At 73.6% G+C, this 14,680-nt stretch carries 13 protein-coding genes; 4 read left to right on the plus strand and 9 right to left on the minus strand.

Translation table 11 applies throughout. The features are described 5' to 3' along the window. Window positions 1-103: 103 nt before the first annotated feature. The 8 genes from ACFW48_RS32160 to ACFW48_RS32195 all read right to left on the minus strand — a co-directional run bounded on the left by ACFW48_RS32160 (window position 104) and on the right by ACFW48_RS32195 (window position 7,959). On the minus strand, window positions 104-1,426 hold the full coding sequence (locus tag ACFW48_RS32160; protein ID WP_386320967.1) for an NAD(P)/FAD-dependent oxidoreductase: 1,323 nt from the start codon (window positions 1,424-1,426) through the stop codon (window positions 104-106). Continuing rightward, a complete protein-coding gene (locus tag ACFW48_RS32165) occupies window positions 1,423-2,022 on the minus strand; it encodes a flavin reductase family protein (protein WP_386320970.1) in 600 nt (199 codons plus the stop codon). Before ACFW48_RS32165 ends, ACFW48_RS32160 begins: the two co-directional genes overlap by 4 nt. Beyond that, window positions 1,994-2,461, minus strand: coding sequence for an aromatase/cyclase (locus ACFW48_RS32170; protein WP_386320973.1), 468 nt, complete (start codon window positions 2,459-2,461; stop codon window positions 1,994-1,996). Before ACFW48_RS32170 ends, ACFW48_RS32165 begins: the two co-directional genes overlap by 29 nt. A gap of 81 nt (window positions 2,462-2,542) precedes the next feature. Then, window positions 2,543-4,126, minus strand: coding sequence for an aminotransferase class III-fold pyridoxal phosphate-dependent enzyme (locus ACFW48_RS32175; protein WP_386320976.1), 1,584 nt, complete (start codon window positions 4,124-4,126; stop codon window positions 2,543-2,545). After that, window positions 4,123-5,244, minus strand: a complete 1,122-nt coding sequence (locus ACFW48_RS32180) for an SDR family oxidoreductase (protein ID WP_386320979.1) — start codon at window positions 5,242-5,244, stop codon at window positions 4,123-4,125. Before ACFW48_RS32180 ends, ACFW48_RS32175 begins: the two co-directional genes overlap by 4 nt. A 56-nt stretch (window positions 5,245-5,300) precedes the next feature. Continuing rightward, window positions 5,301-6,434 carry an acyl-CoA dehydrogenase gene (locus tag ACFW48_RS32185; protein ID WP_386320982.1) on the minus strand — a complete coding sequence of 378 codons (1,134 nt, stop codon included), beginning with the start codon at window positions 6,432-6,434 and terminating at the stop codon, window positions 5,301-5,303. A gap of 72 nt (window positions 6,435-6,506) precedes the next feature. Continuing rightward, on the minus strand, window positions 6,507-7,469 hold the full coding sequence (locus ACFW48_RS32190) for a bifunctional lysylphosphatidylglycerol flippase/synthetase MprF (RefSeq protein ID WP_386320985.1): 963 nt from the start codon (window positions 7,467-7,469) through the stop codon (window positions 6,507-6,509). Further along, the gene (locus ACFW48_RS32195; RefSeq protein WP_386320988.1) at window positions 7,453-7,959 is read right to left on the minus strand and encodes a hypothetical protein; all 507 of its coding nucleotides are present in this window, start codon (window positions 7,957-7,959) and stop codon (window positions 7,453-7,455) included. Before ACFW48_RS32195 ends, ACFW48_RS32190 begins: the two co-directional genes overlap by 17 nt. 149 nt (window positions 7,960-8,108) lie before the next feature. Between ACFW48_RS32195 and ACFW48_RS32200 the strand changes: the two genes are divergently transcribed. From ACFW48_RS32200 to ACFW48_RS32210, 3 genes are all read left to right on the plus strand, one after another. Further along, complete coding sequence (locus ACFW48_RS32200; protein WP_386320991.1) at window positions 8,109-9,602, plus strand: PLP-dependent aminotransferase family protein; 1,494 nt, start codon at window positions 8,109-8,111, stop codon at window positions 9,600-9,602. Window positions 9,603-9,744: 142 nt separating this feature from the next. Further along, complete coding sequence (locus ACFW48_RS32205; RefSeq protein WP_386320993.1) at window positions 9,745-11,331, plus strand: alkaline phosphatase D family protein; 1,587 nt, start codon at window positions 9,745-9,747, stop codon at window positions 11,329-11,331. A gap of 211 nt (window positions 11,332-11,542) precedes the next feature. Next, window positions 11,543-12,880, plus strand: coding sequence for a GNAT family N-acetyltransferase (locus ACFW48_RS32210; RefSeq protein ID WP_386320994.1), 1,338 nt, complete (start codon window positions 11,543-11,545; stop codon window positions 12,878-12,880). 22 nt (window positions 12,881-12,902) lie between these two features. On the opposite strand, the gene ACFW48_RS32215 is transcribed toward ACFW48_RS32210, so the two are convergent. Further along, window positions 12,903-14,126, minus strand: a complete 1,224-nt coding sequence (locus ACFW48_RS32215; RefSeq protein WP_386320997.1) for a trans-sulfuration enzyme family protein — start codon at window positions 14,124-14,126, stop codon at window positions 12,903-12,905. Window positions 14,127-14,186: 60 nt separating this feature from the next. Here ACFW48_RS32215 and ACFW48_RS32220 point away from each other — a divergent pair, with 60 nt between their 5' ends. Beyond that, a complete protein-coding gene (locus tag ACFW48_RS32220; RefSeq protein WP_121750254.1) occupies window positions 14,187-14,678 on the plus strand; it encodes an Lrp/AsnC family transcriptional regulator in 492 nt (163 codons plus the stop codon). Window positions 14,679-14,680: the final 2 nt, after the last annotated feature.

Here is a 14,680-nt window from a genome sequence, read left to right on the forward strand (position 1 = left end):
GCTTGCGGTGCGGTCCGTGGCTTGCGGTCAGCGGATATGGGGTCCGCGGAGCTGGAGCCCGCGGTCTGCGGAGCTGGGGTACGGATGCGGGCCGCGCCCGCCGTCAGCATGTATGCCGCGCGATTCGCCCCATTGCGTCCACGTACGCCCGCAGCAGGGGCCGAACGGGTCCGCGTGCGGGCAGGCGCGGGGCCCGGGAGCGGTGCCACGGGAGCGGTTCGCCGGGTTCCGGCTCACCCAGCAGGGCCGCGGCCACGTGCGCGCCGTGCGCCACGGACAGGGCGAGTCCGTGCCCGCAGCAGCCGCCGATGTACCAGACGTCGTCGAAGCCCGGCACCGGCCCCACCACCGGCAGGTCGTCGCCCGTCATGCCGATGCGGCCGGACCAGCGGTGGGTGACCCGTACCCGGGCGAGGTCCGGATGCAGGGACCGCAGCCACCTCTCCAGCCGGGTCCAGGCCCGCTCCCTGACGGCCTGGAGACGGGGAGCGCCGATACCCGCCGGGACCGTGGCGGTACCGCCGCCCGCCACCAGGCCCCGGTCCGGGAGCAGCCGGAAGTACGGCGCCAGCGGGACGGCGTCGACGACGGAGTGTCCTGCGCGCCCGCCCAGGGCCTCGTAGGCCGGGGCGCTCAGCGGTTCGGTGGCGACGGCGTACACCTCGAGCGGCAGGACGGTGCCGACCGGCAGGTCCAGTGCCTGCGCGGCTGAGTTGACGGCCAGCACCGCCTGACCGGCGTAGAGCCTGCCGTGCGGGAGGACCAGCTCGGGGCCGACCAGATCGCCGGGGCGGAGGGCCAGCAGCGGGCTGCGGCCGTAGAATCGCACGCCCTTGTCGGCGCAGGCACGGGCGAGGGCGCAGGTCAGGGCGGCCGGGTCGAGGGTCGCGGCGGGGCGGTGCAGGAATGCCGCCCGGTAGGGCACGCCGACCCGGTCGCGGATGCCGGCCGGGGTGAGGACGGGGACGTCCAGACCGAGTTCGCGGCAGGCGCGGGCCTGGCGGGCGAGTGCCACCAGGCCCGCGGACGACCGCGTGGCCACCAGCTGCTCGCCGGGCCGCAGCCCGCAGGGCACGTCGAGCCGGGCGCACAGGTCGAGGACGTCCCGCACCGCCCGCTCACTGGCCCGGTGCATCCTGCGCGCCGTCTGCGGGCCGAAGCGGCGCACCGCGCGGTCGACCGCGGGGCCGGCCCGGGGGCCCAGCAGACCGGTGCCCCGGCCGCTGGCGCCGGCGGCCGGGTGCTCGGCGTCCACCACCGCGATGTCGAGCCCCGGGGCGCGTTCCGCCAGGTGGTAGGCGCAGGACAACCCGGCCAGGCCGGCCCCGACGACGGCCACGTCGGCGGTGACCACGCCGTGCAGCTGGGGCTGCGTCGGCAGTTCCGCGAGGTCCCAGTACGGCGTCCCGGCCGATGGCCTGGTCATCCGGCGGCGTCCGGCACCGGCTCGGTCAGCGCACCGAACCGGCGGTCGTGCCACAGCAGCGGGCGTCCGCCGCCCACGTGCACGGCGGCGACCCGGCCGACGACGAGGTGGTGGTCGCCGTAGCGGCGTACGTCCTCGGTCAGGCACACCGACCAGGCGAGCGCGTCGGCCAACACGGGGACGCCCAGCACCTGCCGGATGTCGGTCCCGGCGAACCGCTCGGCCGCGGTCGTCGTCGGGGACGCGAACCGGCCCGCGAGCTCCTGCTGTTCCTCGCGCAGCAGGTGCACGGCGAAGGCCCGCCGGCCGCGGACGGCGGCGAGGGTGCGGGAGCCGTCGCGCAGACAGGCCAGCAGCAGCGGCGGACGGGCGGAGAGCGAGGTGACGGCGGACACCGTCATACCGAGCGGGCCGTCCGCGCCGCGGGCGGTCACGACGGTCACCCCGGCGGCCAGTTTGGCGTACAGGCCGAGGCAGCGGGCGGCGCCCGGCCCTGGTTCCTCGTGCAGCGGCTCCTCGTGCGGCGGATCGGCGGCCGGAGGCGGGGCGCCCGCGACGGCCGCCCGGTCAGTCACGAGCCGCAGCCGCGCGCTCATCGATCACCTCCGCGCCCGCAAGGCCCCGCAGCACGCGGGCGATGTTGGTCCGCAAGGTCGACTCGGCCACCGGGTCGAGGATCTCGGCCATGGAAGGGATGCCGAGGTCGAAGGCCGCGGTGAAGACGACGAGCGTGCCGCCGTCCCTCGCTTCGCAGCGCCAGCTCCCCTCGAAGGTCTGGAAGTCGCCGCTGACCTGTTCGAAGGCGATGGAGTACGTCTCGGGCGAGTAGGTGTCGCGTTCCCGCCACCGCATCAGGCCGCCCCGGAACTCGACGGTCCAGTCCGAGACCGTGGAGCCGTCGGGCAGCGGAGGCTCGACGTGCACCTCGCGGAAGGTGTCGCTGTACTCGGGATAGCGGCGGAAGTCGCTGATGCGGGCGTAGACGTCGGCGGGTGCCAGTTCGTCGGCGAGGGCGTGCAGGACCACGTGGCGCATGGGTCGTTCGGTTCCTTCCCGGAGGGTTTCCGGACGCTGGTGTCCGGAGCTGGTGGCTGGCGCCGGCGTCAGGAGCCGGTGTCAGCTGGTCATACGGTCGGCCGTGCCGCGCAGGGCCGCGCCGAGGGTGGTGAGGAACAGGTCGAGCGCGGAGTCCTCCACCACGGCCGGCGGGGTCAGCCGCAGCACCCGGGTGGAGTTGAGGGAGTTGTTGACGAGCACACCGCGGGAGATCAGTTCCAGCAGGAGTTCGCCGACCGCCTGTTCTTCGGCGAACTCGATACCGATCAGCAGACCCCGGCCGCGCACTTCGCGGACCAGTCCGCCCTCGTACGGCGCGCACACGTCCCGTACGGCGGTGAGGATGCGCAGGCCGAGCGCGGCGGCCCGGGCCACGGTGTCCTCCTCCTCCATCGCCCGTACGGTGGCGAGGGCGGCGGCGCAGGCGATCGGTGAGGCGCCGAAGGTGGAGGTGTGCAGGTAGGGGTCGCGACTGAAGGGGGCGTAGGCCTCCGCGGTGGCGACCATCGCGGCGACCGGTACGACACCGCCGCTGAGTCCCTTGCCGACGAGCAGCACGTCCGGACGCACGTCCTCGGCGTCGACGCCCCACCAGGTGCCCAGCCGCCCCATGCCGGTCTGGATCTCGTCGACGACCAGCAGGGCGCCGTACGCCCGGCACAGCGCCCGCACCTGGCTGAGGTAGCCGTGGCGGGGGATGCGTACGCCGCCCTCGCCCTGGACGGGTTCGACGATGACGCAGGCACGGTCGCGGTGGGCGGCCAGCGCCTGTTCGAGGTCGGCCGGGTCGTCGTAGGCCACCTGGGTGACGTCCGGGAGCAGGGGCTGGAAGGGCGTCTGGTACGTGGCGTTGGCGGTGACGCTCAGTGCGCCGAGGGTCTTGCCGTGGAAGCCGCCGCGGGTGGTGATCACTGAGGTGAGTCCGTGGGCGCGGGCCAGTTTCAGGGCCGCCTCGGTGGCTTCGGCGCCGGAGTTGACGAAGTGGACGTAGTCGAGGCCGGGCGGGGTGTGGGCGGCCAGGGCCTGGGCGGCCAGGGCGGCGACGGGTTCGAGGAAGACGCGGCTGGCCAGCGGGTGGGTGTCGATCTGCCGGTGCACCGCTTCGACGACGGCCGGGTGGCGGTGACCCATGATGAAGACGCCGTAGCCGCCGAAGTCCAGGAAGCGGCGGCCGTCGTCGGCGTGGATCCAGGCACCCTCGGAACGGACCTCGGCCATGCCGCCCATGACGCGGCCCATCACGGCGCGGCCGGAGCCGATGTGCTTGAGGTAGAGGTCCACGATGTCGGGCCGGTCGGTCGGCGCGGCGGCCCCGGCGCGCGGGGTGGAGGACTCGGAGGACGGGGCGGAGGACCCGGAGGACGGCGTGGGGGTCTCGGAGCGCGGTCCGGCAGCCCCGGAACCGGAGGCCGGGGCGGTGGTCCCGGGGGACGCCGTGGCGGTCCCGGAGCGCGGTCCGGCAGCCCCGGAACCGGAGGCCGGGGCGGTGGTCCCGGGGGACGCCGTGGCGGTCCCGGAGCGCGGACCGGCAGTCCCGGGGGACGCCGTGGCGGTCCCGGAGCGCGGACCGGCAGCCCCGGAGGACGACGCGGAGGACCCGGAGGACGGCCCGGTGGTACCGGTGGACGGGGGCGACACGGTCATGACGCCACCTCCATCGGAGCGGCCGCGGCGGTCCGGTTCCGGGTGAGCAGGCCGGCCCTGTCCCCCGCCCAGCTCTCCGCGTTGCGTACGAGCGCGGCCCTGATGTCGGTCCGGGTCAGACGGGTGCCGCAGTCGGGTTCGCCGAGGGATGTGTCGAACGGCAGCTCCCGCTGGAACACCAGCAGCAGTTCCGCGTAGTACTCCAGCCGCCGCCGGAGGGACGCGGGCAGCGAGGTGCCCTCCAGCATGGGCAGGAGCAACCGGTGCACGGCCTCGACGGGGATGAGCCGGGGCCGCTGGGGCCGGGGCAGGCCGTGCCGTACGGCGACGTCCGCGCAGACGTCGGCGAACTCCCGCAGGTCGATGGCCTCCTTGCCGGCCGTCAGCCAGTACTCGCCGTCGGCCACACCGCCCCGGACCAGGTCGCCGATGGCCCGCGAGACGTAGTCCTGGGGCACCATGTCGATCCGGGCCTCGGGGGCTCCGGGCAGCACCGGAACCTGCCCCAGGACCATCGAGCCGATCGCCTTGGTCAGCCCCTGCTGACCGGCGATCCGCCCGCTGACGGAGTCACCCATGACGACCGAGGGCCGGACGATGGCGCCGGGCACGCCCGCCTCGCGTGTCATCTGTTCGGCCCTGGCCTTGGAGTCGAGGTAGGCGGCGGCACCCGGGAAGCGCCGGCGGTCCTCCTCGGTGGAGGTGTTGGCCACGAACGCGGTACTCACCAGGTAAAGCGGGGCGTCGGCCCGGGCCGCCAGGTCGAGCATGTTGTCGGCACCGCGCAGGTTGGTGCGCGTGATGTCCTGTGGCGGAGTACGCCAGTTGGTCTCGGCGGCGGAGTGCAGCACCACGTCCACCTCAAGGGCCAGTTCGTGCCAGGCCAGTGGGCTCAGGCCGAGCCGGGGAGCGACCAGGTCGCCCTGGAGCTCGCGCACCCGCGGATCGCGCAACGGTGTGTCGCGGCGCAGGCACAGCAGGTCGAAGTCGGGTGACAGCTCGTCGATCAGGGCACGTCCGAGTACTCCGGAACCGCCGGTGAGCAGCAGGGAGGGGCGGTCGCGCCGTCCCGTACGGCCGACGGGCAGGAGGGCGAGACGCTGGTTGTCTGACGGCATGGGGGGTGTGTTCTCCCAACGGGTCTCGGCCCACCGATGGACGGTGGGGGGCGGGGTCAGGCGATGGCGAGTGGCCGGTCGGCCAGGTACGCGGAGAACGGGGCGGTCATCCGGGAGCGCGACGGCGGGTGCAGGGAGAGTCCGTTGGCGCAGGCGGCCAGGTGACCCACCTCGTCGGACGTCATGAAGTTGAGGCCGCCGAGGAGTTCGACCGCGCGCGGGACGACCCGGGCGATGGCGTCCTGGACGCCGTAGCGCACGTACAACGCCTGTGCGAGCGCCGACTCGTCGAGGTCACCGGCGTCGATACGCCGGGCGACGCCCTCGGCGGTGGCCATGGCGGCCTCGGTCTCGACGAAGAGGCGTACGCGCTCGTGCTCGGGGATGCGGTCGTTCAGCAGCACCCGCTCCACCAGCGCGCTCGCGGCGCCGAGGTAGCTGCCCGTCATCAGCGTCTGGAACCAGATCAGACCGGCCGTCTGAAGTTCGTCGAGCTGTTCACCGGAGGTCGTCGCGGTGCGCAGCAGGAGTTCCGGCGGTACGAGGACGTCGGTGAGCGTGACCTGTTCGCTCTCGGCCCCGGCGAGGAAGGCGCTGGACCAGAAGCCGCTGACGCTCATACCCTCGCTCTCCGCGGGCACGAGGGCTACGGCGAGTTCGTCGCCCTGCCCGTCCTCGCGCGGGATCATCACGCTGGCGGTGAGCACGTCCATGGAGTGGGCCAGGCTGCACGGCCGTTTGACGCCGTTGATCCGGACGCCGTCCGCGGTCACCGTGGCGGTCATCGACGGGTCGAGGATGCCCGCGCCGCTGCGGCCCTCGGCGAAGCCGGAGGCGATCACGCGGTTGGACGAGGCCACGCCCTCGATCAGCATCCACTCCAAGCCGTCGCCGAGGCCGCCGATCCCGACAAGGGTGGCCATGGAGAAGTGGTGCATGGTGGTGGCCACGGCCAGGGACGGCGAGCGGCTGCCGATGGCCCGCTGCACGCGCAGGGCATCGAGCGCGGTGGCGCCCCGGCCCTGGTGGGACTCGGGGACGAGCAGTCCTGGACCGCCGCTGTCCCGGAAGTGCCGGATGCCCGGGCTGCCCGGCCGCTCCAGTTCCATCAGCGGGGCCTCGCGCAGGGCGGGGTCCAGTTCGGGCAGCAGCTTCGCGAGGGTGGCGCGTTCACGCTCTAGGAATCTCATGGACGTGCGGTCCTCCAGGGTGGGATGAATACGGAATCGGCGCGGCACTCGCGCGGCCGTGGACGCGGTGGCTCAGAGGGCGTTGGTGGCGCGCAGCAACTGCCAGACCGCGCCGGGGCGGGGCCTGCCGCGGAAGGCGATGTACTCCGGCAGGACCACGTGCGGGGCCCACTTCTGCTTGTACTCGAGCTGGGAGGCCGCCGGGTAGATCACGTCGCCGCGCTCGGCCAGGAGGCGGGCGAACCGGGTGAACATACGGCTGGCACCGGGTAGTTCGTGCTCCGGGTCGAGCCCGGTGAACGGGGTGAACCCGAAGTGCAGCCAGCCCGCTCCGTCGGCGGTCAGCCGTTCCATGACGGTGGCGTTGAGCGCCTCCATCACGCCGGGCGGAGCGTCGGGGCGGCGCCGGCTGAGGTCGTGCAGCCAGCCGGGGCGGCTGCCATAGACCGGCGAGTAGTTGATGTAGCCGGCCGTCTCGCCGTCGATCCGGCCGACGAACAGACGGCGGTGCCTCTGCAGGCTCCCGTTGCGCTGGCCGACGAGGAAGCGCAGCTCCTTGGCGTGCCGGCCCTTGTCCCGCAGCCAGCACTGGTCGATCCGGTCCAGTTCGGCGCAGTCGTCGCCGGCCATGACCTCGGCGACCTCCAGGCCCGCCCGCCGGGCGCGCGAGATCTTGTTCCGCAGCCGGACGAACCGTGAGCCGCGCAGCGTGAAACGGCTCAGGTCGACCGCGTACGACGCCCCGAGCTGGTTGACCGTGAAGCCGTGCGCCGCGTACAGCTCGGCGTCCGCCCGCTGCAGTTGCACGGCGACCAGACGGCGGCCGGCGTGGGCGGCGAACGCGTCCAGCAGGCGTGCACGGTGTTCCGGCGCGGTGAACGGGCCGCCGAATTGCAGTACGTAGCGGCCCGAGGTTCGATAGGCGCAGGCGCCGTCGAACCGGTCGTCGTGGAAGTAGGCGTTCCCGCTGTTGAGGGCGAGAAAGGAACTGGGGTTGTCGCTGTGCGCGGCGAGTGTGTCAAGCACGGACGGCATCGGCGTCCTCCACGGAAGTCCGCGCAGCGGCGCTTTCACCGGAAACCGCCGCCGATTGGTACCGCTGCTCGAACCTTCGGAACTCCGGCGTGGTTTCCGGCTCGAACGCGACCCCGAAGGGTTTGAGGGAGTTGCCGAAGAGGGCCCGGTCGCCCATGAGGTGGATCGGGAGGGCCAGCAGCGCCCACTCCGGCCGGACGAACAGCGCCCACGCCCCGGCCAGGACTCCCGCCGTGACCAGGCTGTGCATCGTGTTGTAGGCCACGTAGCAGCCGCGCGGAACGTGTCCGTCCGGGCTGCGCCGGAAGGCGATCGCGCCGGGCAGGTATCCGATGACGTCGATCACCGCGAACAGCAGCACGAAGACGGCCCAGCGGATTTCCGAGAGGTGCTGGAATGCGAGCACGACCGATACGGTGAGAAAGCCCAGCCATTCGAGTCGGGAGAGAGCGAAGGTGGTCTTCGTCTCGAAACGGTTCTTGGCGTCCACGGGCGCTCCTGGATTGCGCGTACGATTCCGGGGCGCGACCTCGGCCTGCCCCCTCGCTGTGGTCTGTCACTCCGGTTTACGCACCGGCGGGGCCAACCCCTCGTAAAATGGGGGTGATTGAAAGACATGATGCTGGGGGGACTTCTTTCATGACGCCGTCGACCGGTCGGGGCGGCCCGCCGGGCTCCGCCGACCGAAACGCCCATCGCAGCGCCCGCCGCAGCGACGACAGCGGCGCCGCCGGCAGCGCCGCCTGGGAGTTGCTGCTGCCCGCCGCCTCGGCACCGGCACGCGCGCGCGGGCGCGCCCTGCAGGCGGCGCTGCGCGACGCGGTCCGCGCGGGCCGGCTCACCCCCGGCACCCGCCTCCCGTCCAGCCGGGACCTGGCGGCCGACCTCGAGGTGTCCCGGGGGCTGGTGACGGAGGCGTACGAGCAGCTGACGGCCGAGGGCTATCTGCGCAGCGGCCGCGGCGCGGGGACCTGGGTGGGGGACGCCGTACGGGCCGCCCGTCCGCGCGCGCGTGATCTCGCCCCGCGCTCCCCCGCCGACCGCGTCGACTTCGTGCCGGGGACGCCCGATCTGTCGCTCTTCCCGCGCTCGGCGTGGGCCGCCGCTCAGCGGGGCGTGCTGACGGAGCTGCCGCACGAGAGCCTCGGCTACCCCGACCCTCGCGGGCTGCCCCGGCTGCGGACCGCGCTGGCCGAGCTGCTCGCGCGGCGCCGGGGCGTGGTGGCCGACCCGGAACGGATCATGGTGGTCTCCGGGGTGGCGCAGGCGACGGCGCTGCTCGCGAGCGTGCTCCATGCGCGCGGGATACGCGCCACCGGCGTCGAGGACCCCGGCAGCCCCCAGCACGACGCCCTGTACGCGTCGGCGGGCGTGGACACCGTGCCGCTGCCGCTGGACGACGAGGGACTCGCCGTCGGCCCGCTGCACGCCTCGGGCGTACGGGCCGTCGTGACGACTCCGGCCCACCAGTTCCCGACGGGGATCGCCTACTCCGCGCGGCGGCGCGGCGAACTGCTGGACTGGGCACGGTCCGTGGACGGCCTCGTCCTGGAGGACGACTACGACGGCGACTTCCGCTACGACCGTGCCCCCGTGGGCGCACTCCAGGGGCTCGATCCGGAACGCGTCGCCTACACGGGTTCGGTCAGCAAGTCCCTCGCCCCGGGACTGCGGCTGGGCTGGCTGCTGGTTCCGGAGTGGCTGGCGGACGACGTCGTCGAGCGCAAGCGCACCACGGACCTCGGGCATCCGGCCCTCGACCAGGCGCTCTTCGCCCGCTTCGTGGAACGCGGCGACTACGACCGCCAACTGCGCGTCTGCCAGCGCGCCTACCGTGAGCGGCGCGACGCCCTGGTCGCCGCCCTGGAGGAGTACTTTCCCGGCTCCCAGGTGTCCGGCATCGCCGCCGGACTCCACGCCATCGCCACGCTCCCCGAGCGGTACGGCCCCGAGGAGCGCTTCCTCGCGTGCGTGACGGAGGCCGGGGTCGCCGTGCGTTCGCTGGCGGAGTACGGGCACGGCGCGGGTGGTGGCGACGCGGCGGCGAAGGAGGTGCGGCTGGTGCTGGGGTACGCGCACCTGACACCGGGCCGCATTCGTGCGGGGGTGGAGATGATGGGCCGAGCTGTGTGAGGCGGGGCAGGTGAGGTGCTTCCACTCGCGTGGGCGGCCGGTTGTTCACCCCGAGTTTCCGTGGTCGCCGCGCCGCACCAGTAGGTCTGGCTCTGCACACTGGCCGGAACACTGGCCGGATACCGTCCCTGGAGGCGCACCCATGTCACACCGTCCGTTGCCCGGTCGTCGCAGCGTGCTGCGCGGCTCCCTCGCCGCGTCGGCGGCCCTGACCCTGCCCACCGCCCTCGGGGCGGCGCCGGCGTTCGCCCGTTCCGGGCGGCCGGGAGCGGGCTGGGGCGTGCAGACGGGAGACGTGACCTCCCACTCCGGTCTCGTGTGGGTGCGGTCCGACCGGCCGGCCCGGATGATCGTCGAGACGTCGGCCACCGAGTCGTTCCGCGATGCGCGCAGATGGCGCGGTCCGCTGCTCGGAGCGGACACGGACTTCACCGGCACGACCAGGCTGCGCGGGCTGCCGCCGGGCGAGCAGATCCACTACCGCGTGCTCCTCGCCGACCCGGACGACCCGCGCCGCACCGGTGAGCCGGTCCCCGGCACCTTCCGCACGGTGCCGGTCCGCAGGCGCGAGGGGATGCGTTTCGTGTGGTCCGGCGACCTGGCGGGCCAGGGCTGGGGCATCAACCCCGACCTCGGCGGCTACCGCATCTACGACGCCATGGGCGCCCTGGACCCGGACTTCTTCCTGTGCAGCGGCGACAACATCTACGCCGACGGCCCCATCGCGGAGACGGCCGCCCTCCCCGACGGCAGCACCTGGCGGAACATCACCACCGAAGAGAAGTCCAAAGTCGCCGAGACCCTCGCCGAGTTCCGCGGCAACTTCCGCTACAACCTGCTCGACGAGAACCTGCGGCGCTTCAACGCCCAGGTCCCGTCGGTCGTCCAGTGGGACGACCACGAGGTGCGCAACAACTGGTACCCGGGCCAGGTGATCGCGGACACGGACAGCCGCTACACCGAGAAGAGCGTGGACGTGCTGGCCGCCCGTGCCCGGCGCGCGTTCGGTGAGTACTTCCCGATCTCCACCCTGCGCCCCGGCGCGCGGGAGGGGCGCGTGCACCGGGTACTGCGCCAGGGCCCGCTCCTCGACGTGTTCGTGCTGGACATGCGGACGTACCGCGACGCCAACTCCCCCGGTGACCGGACCGTGGACCCGCAGGGCATCCTGGGCCGCGAGCAGTTGGAGTGGCTCAAGCGGGAGCTGGGGCGGTCGCGTGCGGTGTGGAAGGTGATCGCCGCCGACATGCCGATCGGCCTGGTGGTGCCCGACGCCACCGAGGGGAAGGCACACGTCGAGGGGGTGGCGCAGGGCGATCCCGGCGCGCCTCTGGGGCGTGAACTGCAGATCGCCGAGCTGCTGCGCCACATCAAGCACCGGCGGATCACCGGCACGGTGTGGCTGACGGCCGACGTGCACCACACCTCGGCCCAGCACTACCAGCCCTCGCGGGCGGCGTTCACCGACTTCGAGCCGTTCTGGGAGTTCGTGTCCGGGCCGCTCAACTCGGGTGCGTTCCCGGCCAGCGCCCTCGACGGGACCTTCGGCCCGGAGAGGGTGTTCGTGAAGGCGCCGACCGCTTCGAACGTCTCGCCCGCGGGCGGCTACCAGTTCTTCGGCGAGGTCGAGATCGACGGCGACAGCGCCGAGATGACGGTGCGTCTGCGCGAGCAGGACGGCACGGTGCTGTACACGAAGGTGCTCCAGCCGGGCCGGGTCGGCCAGTAGTTCCCGTATAGCCTGTCGGGTGTGCCGCGCGCCGGCGTCATCCCCCGGTGCGCGGCCCGTGGTCCCGCCCGCCACAACTGCCGGGGGCGGCGGACGACACCATACTGGTGGAAGAGCAACAAATGCCCCAGAAGCCTTATTTACCCATCGGTCACAGGGCGTTCGTGACCACGCAACACCGTTCCGTCACAGTGGGTGCATGAGTCGAGACATGTCTGAGGTGACCGGCGCCGCGGCGCACCTCATGGAGCACGGCCCCGCAGTACCCGCCATGCTGCTGGCCTCGGTGGCCACCCTGGTCGCCACGGCGGGCTTCCACACCTGGTGGTCGCGCCGCCACGGACACGCCCCGCCGGCGGACGATACCGGCGCCCGGCCCCCGACCACCGGGCGGCGGGCCGGGCCGTCCGACCGGAGCGACGGGACTGTGGCGGGGGCCGGGGCCGACGCGGGCGACAGCGCGCTGTGGCGGATGCGGACGACCGTGCGGGACGCGCCGGGGTCGCTGGCCGTGCTGTGCTCGGCCCTCGCCGACCGACGGGTCGACATCCTGAGCCTGCAGACGCACCCGCTGGCCGAGGGCACGGTGGACGAGTTCCTGCTCCGTGCCCCGGGTGAGTTGACGGGCTCCGAGCTGGCCGACGTGGCGTCGGCGGCGGGCGGTGACCACACCTGGACCGAGCGGGCGGACGCCCACGATCTGGTGGACGCGCCGACCCGGGCGCTGGGGCTGGCCGCCCGCACGGCGCTGGACGCGGCGGAACTCCCACTGGCGCTCAGGCAGTTGCTGGGCCGGTGCACCATCCGGTCGTTGCCCGCTGCTGTCGGGGGACGCGCGGCGGACGACGTGCCGCCGGAAGGCGCGCTGGAGGACACCGTGCTGCGGCTGCGCGCGCCGGAGGGCGGCGTGATCAGCGTGGAGCGGCCGTATCTGCCGTTCACCCCGGCCGAGTTCGCCCGGGCGCGGGCGCTGGTCGAGCTGGACGCCCGGCTCGGCCCGCGCGTCCCGCGCGGCCGGGACGCGCTGACGCTGCCCGAGGGACACGACATCACGGTCCGCCGGGCCGACACGCGTGACGTCCCGGCGGCGAAGGCGATGCACGAGCGGTGCTCGGCGCGGACGCTGGGGATGCGGTACCACGGCCCGGTCGGGGACGCCGACCGGTATCTCAACCACCTCCTCAGCCCGCGCCACGGCCGCACCCTCGCCGTGCAGACCGCCTCGGGGCGAATCGTCGGGCTGGGCCACCTGCTGTGGGACGGGGACGAGACGGAGGTCGCGCTGCTGGTCGAGGACGGGTGGCAGCGCCGTGGCGTCGGCAGTGAACTCCTCGGCCGGCTCGTGGCGATGGCGGCGGAGACGAGCTGCGAGAGCGTGTACGCCGTGACGCAGGCGTCCAACACCGGCATGGTCGCCGCGATGCGCGGCCTGGGCCTCCCCCTCGACTACCAGATCGAGGAGGGGACCCTCGTCATCACGGCCCGCCTGGACCCGGCGGCCCGGGCGGCGGCGCGGCTGCCGCGCGGGGAGCGGATCGGCAAGGAGTGAGCCGGCGGGCGGTGCCGCGCGGTCACTCGGCCCCCGACAGCGCCTTGCGCAACGGGATCGCCTCGGCCGTCCGCTCCCCCAGCGCCTGGTCCAGGTCGGCCCACAGGTCGTCGACGTCCTCCAGGCCGACGGACAGCCGCAGCAGCCGGTCGCCCACCCCGGCCTCCCGGCGGTCGTCGGCGTCGACGATGCGGTGGCTGATGGACGCCGGGTGCTGGATGAGCGTGTCGACGCTGCCGAGGCTCACCGCCGGGGTGATCAGGCGGACGCGGCCGATGACCTCGTGCGGATCGCCGTGGACCTCGAAGGAGACCATCGCGCCGCCGATGCGCGGATAGTGGACGCGGGCCACGCGCGGGTCGGCGGCGAGGCGCCGGACGAGCGCGGCGGCGTTCGCGGCGGCGGCCCGCACCCGCACGGGCAGGGTCGACAGCCCGCGCAGCAGGAGATAGCCGGCCAGCGGGTGCAGTACGCCGCCGGTGGCGAAGCGGACCTGCCGCAGCCGTCCCGCGAACTCCTCGTCGCAGGCCACCACACCGGCCAGCACGTCCCCGTGCCCGCCGAGGTACTTGGTGGCGCTGTGCAGCACCAGGCGCGCGCCCTGTTCGGCGGGGCGCTGGAGCACGGGAGTGGCGAAGGTGTTGTCCACGAGCAGCGGCACCGATCCGCAGGCGTGGGCGACGGCCCGCAGGTCCACCTCGGCCAGCGTGGGGTTGGCCGGCGACTCCACCAGCACCAGGCCGGTGTCCGGGCGCAGCGCGTCCGCGATGCCCGCCGGGTCGGTCCAGGTGACCTCGGATCCGAGCAGTCCGGCGGTCAGCAGGTGGTCGCTGCAGCCGTACAGGGGCCGTACGGCCACGACGTGCCGCAGTCCCATCGAGCCGCGGACCAGCAGGACGGCACTGAGCGCGGCCATGCCGCTGGCGAAGGCGACCGCGGCCTCGGTGCCCTCCAGCCGGGCCAGCGCCGTTTCGAAGCGGGCGACGGTGGGGTTGCCGAGACGGCCGTAGACCGGCGGGCCCTCCGGGTCGGCGCCCGTGGTGGCGAACGCGTCGATGCGGGCGGCCTCGCCGCGGCTGTCGTACGACGGGTAGGTCGTGGACAGGTCGATGGGCGGGGCGTGCAGTCCCTGGGCGGCGAGATCGTCGCGGCCGGCGTGCACGGCCTCGGTGGCCAGTGCCCTGCCCGTGGGAGCGGTGGTGCGTACGTCGTCGGGTGGTGACGTGTGCGTGCGCGCAGTGTCCATGGCTCGAAGAGTGAACACCGACCGGGCCACCGCGACCGCAGGCCGTGCTACGTTCGACAGATGGCCGAATCTGTCGTACTGGATCCGGTGGACCTTCACCTGCTGCGGCTGCTGCAGAACGACGCCCGGACCACCTACCGCGATCTCGCCGCCCAGGTCGGAGTCGCCCCGTCGACCTGCCTGGACCGGGTGACCCGGCTGCGGCGTGCCGGGGTGATCCTCGGCCATCGGCTCGAACTGGACCCGGCCAAGCTGGGGCGCGGGCTCCAGGCGCTGCTGTCGGTACAGGTGCGCCCGCACCGGCGGGAACTGGTCGGCCCGTTCGTGGAGCGGATCCGGGCGCTTCCGGAGTCGCGCACCGTCTTCCACCTCACCGGCCCGGACGACTACCTGGTCCATGTCGCGGTCGCGGACATGACGGATCTGCAACGGCTGGTCCTGGACGGGTTCACCTCCCGGCCGGAGGTGGCCCGGGTCGAGACGCGGCTCATCTTCCAGCAGTGGGAGTGCGGCCCCCTGCTGCCGCCCGCCGCGCCCGCGGACACGCCCTGAGC

Source organism: Streptomyces sp. NPDC058812 (genome assembly GCF_042744565.1).
In the GTDB taxonomy this organism is placed as follows: Bacteria; Actinomycetota; Actinomycetes; order Streptomycetales; family Streptomycetaceae; genus Streptomyces; species Streptomyces thinghirensis.

What these genes read in the sequence shown, in the direction of transcription:
- ACFW48_RS32170 (WP_386320973.1), bottom strand. Translation starts at nt 2,461, where the DNA reads ATGCGCCACGTGGTCCTGCACGCCCTCGCCGACGAACTGGCACCCGCC.
- ACFW48_RS32205 (WP_386320993.1), top strand. Translation starts at nt 9,745, where the DNA reads ATGTCACACCGTCCGTTGCCCGGTCGTCGCAGCGTGCTGCGCGGCTCC.
- ACFW48_RS32215 (WP_386320997.1), bottom strand. Translation starts at nt 14,126, where the DNA reads ATGGACACTGCGCGCACGCACACGTCACCACCCGACGACGTACGCACC.
- ACFW48_RS32210 (WP_386320994.1), top strand. Translation starts at nt 11,543, where the DNA reads ATGTCTGAGGTGACCGGCGCCGCGGCGCACCTCATGGAGCACGGCCCC.
- ACFW48_RS32220 (WP_121750254.1), top strand. Translation starts at nt 14,187, where the DNA reads ATGGCCGAATCTGTCGTACTGGATCCGGTGGACCTTCACCTGCTGCGG.
- ACFW48_RS32190 (WP_386320985.1), bottom strand. Translation starts at nt 7,469, where the DNA reads ATGCCGTCCGTGCTTGACACACTCGCCGCGCACAGCGACAACCCCAGT.
- ACFW48_RS32175 (WP_386320976.1), bottom strand. Translation starts at nt 4,126, where the DNA reads ATGACCGTGTCGCCCCCGTCCACCGGTACCACCGGGCCGTCCTCCGGG.
- ACFW48_RS32165 (WP_386320970.1), bottom strand. Translation starts at nt 2,022, where the DNA reads ATGAGCGCGCGGCTGCGGCTCGTGACTGACCGGGCGGCCGTCGCGGGC.
- ACFW48_RS32200 (WP_386320991.1), top strand. Translation starts at nt 8,109, where the DNA reads ATGACGCCGTCGACCGGTCGGGGCGGCCCGCCGGGCTCCGCCGACCGA.
- ACFW48_RS32180 (WP_386320979.1), bottom strand. Translation starts at nt 5,244, where the DNA reads ATGCCGTCAGACAACCAGCGTCTCGCCCTCCTGCCCGTCGGCCGTACG.
- ACFW48_RS32160 (WP_386320967.1), bottom strand. Translation starts at nt 1,426, where the DNA reads ATGACCAGGCCATCGGCCGGGACGCCGTACTGGGACCTCGCGGAACTG.
- ACFW48_RS32185 (WP_386320982.1), bottom strand. Translation starts at nt 6,434, where the DNA reads ATGAGATTCCTAGAGCGTGAACGCGCCACCCTCGCGAAGCTGCTGCCC.